This is a genomic window from bacterium, assembly GCA_030654305.1.
Taxonomy (GTDB): Bacteria; Krumholzibacteriota; Krumholzibacteriia; order LZORAL124-64-63; family LZORAL124-64-63; genus PNOJ01.
Window position 1 is genome coordinate 1 of sequence record JAURXS010000387.1, and the last position, 3,336, is coordinate 3,336.

At 74.0% G+C, this 3,336-nt stretch carries 3 protein-coding genes; all 3 read right to left on the minus strand.

The window, feature by feature from the left end; genetic code table 11:
- Window positions 1–498 (minus strand): AMIN domain-containing protein (locus Q7W29_11130; GenBank protein MDO9172369.1); only part of this gene is annotated, 498 nt, incomplete at its 3' end.
- Between the two features lie 106 nt (window positions 499–604).
- Entirely contained in the window at window positions 605–1,453 is an 849-nt protein-coding gene (locus Q7W29_11135) for an RNA polymerase sigma factor RpoD/SigA (protein ID MDO9172370.1), read from the minus strand.
- 65 nt (window positions 1,454–1,518) lie between these two features.
- A complete protein-coding gene (locus tag Q7W29_11140; protein MDO9172371.1) occupies window positions 1,519–2,973 on the minus strand; it encodes a trypsin-like peptidase domain-containing protein in 1,455 nt (484 codons plus the stop codon).
- Between the last annotated feature and the right edge of the window lie 363 nt (window positions 2,974–3,336).

Below are 3,336 nucleotides of genomic sequence, written 5' to 3' on the forward strand. Positions count from 1 at the left end.
GGGGTCGCCGGCCACCGTCCCGCCCGCAGGTTCGGCGGGCACCTCGGCCGCCGTCACCCGAGCGGGCGCCGCCCCGGCCGCCCGGAAGACGTCGATGACGATGCGCTCGGGACGGCCGTCGGCCGCCTTCAAGGCGAAGTGCCGGAACTTCAGGTCGCCGGCCAGGTCCAGCACGATCTGGGCGCGACCCGAGAGGGCGTTCTTGCGCACGCGCAGCAGGGCGCCGTCGCCGACTTCGAGCGTCGACGCATCGCGGAAGCGGGCCGCGGCGATGTTGATCGAGATGCGGTCGGGACCGGTGACGCGGCGCAGGTCGTAGCCGGCGGGTCCCGACAGGTCCAGGACGACGCGGGTATGGTCGGGGGCGGTCCAGAAACGGACCTGATCGACCACGACGCCCGCGCGCGCGGCCGGCGCGAACCCCAGGAGCAGGAACATGATGAACCGCGCCGCGGCGGCGGTTCGCCGTCGGGCGTCGACGTCGGGTCTGGGCCTCATGCCGGGTGCGCGCTCCTCTTCCCGGGATAACGGATCACGGGCGAGCGGACCATAGCACAGGCCGCCGGGGCCGCCAACAGGAGAACCCCGGCCGGACCGGCCGGGATCAGGCGTAATCGCGCAGCAGCTCGCGGCCGGCCGACTGGCGCATCTTGCGCAGGGCCTTCTCCTTGATCTGGCGGATGCGCTCGCGCGTGAGCCCCAGGCGCCGGCCGATCGCCTCGAGCGTCAGCGCCTCGTCGTCGTCGAGTCCGTAGTAGAGCACGATGACCGCCGCCTCGCGCTCGCTGAGCGCGGCCAGGCTGCGGCGCACGTCCTCGCGCAGGACGCGCTCCAGCAGCCGGGCGTCGGCGCGGGGCTGGTCGTCGTCGGTGAGCGTCTCGCTCAGGGGCCGGTCCCCCGCCTCGACGTCGTCGAGGGCGACCTCGCCGCCGCCGAGCTCCAGGCTGCGGCGCACGTCGTCGGTGGCCAGGCCGAGGATCGCCCCGATCTGCTCGGGCGAGGGGTTCTCCTGGCCCTCGCTCTGCAGCTGCGTGCGGGCCCGGTTGACCTTCAGCAGCTGGGCCGTCTGGTTCTGGGGCAGGCGCACCAGTCGCGAGTGGTCGAGCAGCGCCTGCAGGATCGACTGGCGGATCCACCAGACGGCGTAGGAGATGAACTTGAAGCCGCGGGTCTCGTCGAAGCGATCGGCCGCCTTGAGCAGCCCGAGGTTGCCCTCGTTGACCAGGTCGGCCAGCGTCAGCCCCTGGTGGACGTAGCGCTTGGCCACCGTCACCACGAAGCGCAGGTTCGCGTTGACGAGCCGCTGGAGGGCGTCGCGATCGCCGGCGCGGCTGCGCCGGGCGAGGTCCGCCTCCTCCTCGCGCGACAGCAGGGCGTAGCGGTTGATCTCCCGGAAGTAGACTTCCAGGCTCTTCTCGTGCATGGGGGGCACGATCGATGGTCTGTTCGCCATGACGTCCTCCTCGCTTCCTGCGTTGGTGCGCCCGACGGGCCGGGCGCGGCTCCCCGCGATCCGGACTAGCCTTCCCTCGCACCCGGCCGCCGTTCGAGCAGCCGGAATCCTTCCACCCCGCCCGAGACGATCTTCAGCATGACGGGTCCCTCGCCGCCGCCGGCTTCCTGCTGCAAGCGGCGCCAGGCCGCGGCGCCGTCGGCGGGCCGGCCGTCGACCTCCAGGACCACGTCGCCGGGGTGCAGGCCCGCCTCGGCGGCGGCGCTTCCCGGCTCGACCGCGACGATCATCATGCCCCGATCGGCGGGCGCGCCCAGCGCGTCCCGCAACCGGACGACCCGCGGGTCGTCCCCCGCGGCGGGCAGCGCGACGATGCCCAGCCAGGCGCCGTCCCCGGCAACGGCGCCCGGGGCGTCTGCACGCTCCTCGGTAGGGACGACCGACAGCTCGATCTCGAACCCTTCGCGCCGGACGCGGCAGGCGGCGGCGCGCCCGACGGCGGCGTCCCCCACCAGGAACTGCAGGTCCCGGTCGCCGGTCACCGGCCGGCCGCCGAAGCCCACGACGACGTCGCCCGGCAACAGGCCCGCGTCCGCGGCGGGCGTGCCGGGCAGCACCGTCTCGACCAGCGCGCCCCGCACCTGTCCCTGGCCGTCGGCGTCGCTGGTGACGGCGCCCAGGTAGCCGCGGACGACGCGGCCGTGCGCCGCGATCTGCTCGAAGACGCGGCGGGCGTAGTTGCTCGGGATGGCGAAGCCGATGCCCTGGCCGGCGCTGTTGATGGCCGTGTTGACGCCGATCACGCGCCCGGCGAGATCCAGCAGGGGGCCGCCGCTGTTGCCGAAGTTGATGGCGGCGTCGGTCTGCAGGAAGTCCTGGTACCGGGGCGCGCCGCCGTGGATGGCCAGGTCGCGCCGCCCCTTGGCGCTGACGACGCCCACGGTCAGGCTGCCCTCGAGGTTGCCGAAGGGGTTGCCCACCGCGATCGCCCAGTCGCCCACGCGCACGCGGTCGGAGTCGCCGAAGACCAGCGGGGTCAGGCCGTCGCGGTCGATCTTCAGCACCGCGAGGTCGCTCGCGGGATCGGTCCCGACGACCTCCGCCACGACCGCCTGCTGCTCGCCGCTCAGCCGCACGGTCACCACGTCGGCGCCGTCGACGACGTGGTTGTTGGTCAGGATGTGGCCGGCCTCGCTGACGACGAAACCGGTGCCGCTGCCGGGGGGCGCGAAGGGCGTCCCCTCGCCCGGCCCGCCAGGGAAGAACTCGCGGTACATCTCCTGCATCGGGTCGAGATCCAGGCCGCCGCGGGGGTCCCGCTCGACGCGGATGTTCACCACCGAAGGCCGCGCGCGGTCCGCCGCCGCCGTGAACGGCGAGTCCGGCGGCGCTCCGGCGTCCAGGCGCGACAGCGAACGGTCCTGCGCCGTCGCCTTGCCGCCCGGCGCGACCGGCAGGCACAGCAGGCACGCCACGGCGAGGGCGGCGATTCCGGCGGTGGTGTGTCGAAGAGCGTTCACGCGGGCTCCCGGCTGCAAGGACGTCGCGGGCCGCCGGTTCAGTAATCCGGGGCGGTACGCGGAACGCGGCAGTGCCGGTCGCTTCGTGGGGGGAGCGGCTGGGTGGGACCAGGGTCGGCGGGCCTCAGGGCGACCAGCCTGTTGCAGGGATGAACCGATCCTACAGCAACAGGATCGATGCGGTCAAGAACTTTCGCAACTGGAGGTTCGCGAGCGCTCAGTACGGCGGGGGGTCCCCATCGTCGGGGTCACGGCCGGCGTCGGGGTCACGGCCGGCGTCGGGGTCGCGGGCGGCGGAGGCATCGCGGCGATCCTCGCGGTTGCGGCGCCGGTCGGCGTCGGCGGCCCCCGGCCGGCGGCTCT

What these genes read in the sequence shown, in the direction of transcription:
- Q7W29_11135 (MDO9172370.1), bottom strand. Translation starts at nt 1,453, where the DNA reads ATGGCGAACAGACCATCGATCGTGCCCCCCATGCACGAGAAGAGCCTG.